General features: G+C 70.6%; 1 protein-coding gene. It reads left to right on the top strand.

Features of this window, described 5'->3' with window-relative positions:
• Positions 1-15: 15 nt before the first annotated feature.
• Positions 16-656: site-specific integrase (locus ACFQE5_RS03190; RefSeq protein ID WP_379582565.1), on the top strand; the 641-nt coding region annotated here is incomplete at its 3' end.

Here is a 656-nt window from a genome sequence, read left to right as displayed (position 1 = left end):
GCGGTGACGTACGCGATGGCCCGAGACAAGGTGCGCCGCAACGTCGTCGGCCTGTGCGAGATCCCGGCGGGGAAGAGTGGCAGACCGTCCAAGTCACTCACCTTCGACCAGGCCGAGAAGTTGCTCACCGCTGCCGAGGACTCGACGCTGCGGGCCTACATCGTGCTGTCCCTGCTGGTCGGCGCTCGTACCGAGGAGCTGCGCGCGCTGCGCTGGGCCGACGTCGACCTCGACGGCCGGACGAACGCTAGTCCCCCGGTCCCGCCCTCGATCTCTGTCGTGCGCTCGGTCCGGCTCAACGGCGACACCAAGACCCGGCGCTCCCGCCGACGGCTCGCCATGCCGCTTCGCTGCGTCGACGCCCTCCGGCGACACAAGATCGGCCGCACCGTCGACCCCGACGACCTCGTGTTCGCCACCGCCAACGGGACCGGCATGGACGCGCACAACGTTCGCCGGACCTTCCGGCGGGTAGTCGAGGCTGCCGGGCTGGACCCGAAGGCGTGGACGCCCCGCGAGCTGCGGCACAGCTTCGTCTCGCTGCTCTCCGAGTCCGGCGTCCCGCTGGAGCAGATCTCCCGGCTCATCGGGCACAGCGGGACCGCGGTCACCGAGGCCGTGTACCGCAAGCAGTTCAAACCCGTCCTCGACGAGGG

The organism is Pseudonocardia hispaniensis (genome assembly GCF_042658695.1).
GTDB classification, from domain to species: domain Bacteria; phylum Actinomycetota; class Actinomycetes; order Mycobacteriales; family Pseudonocardiaceae; genus Pseudonocardia; species Pseudonocardia hispaniensis.
This window is presented reverse-complemented; position numbering and strand designations above follow the sequence as displayed.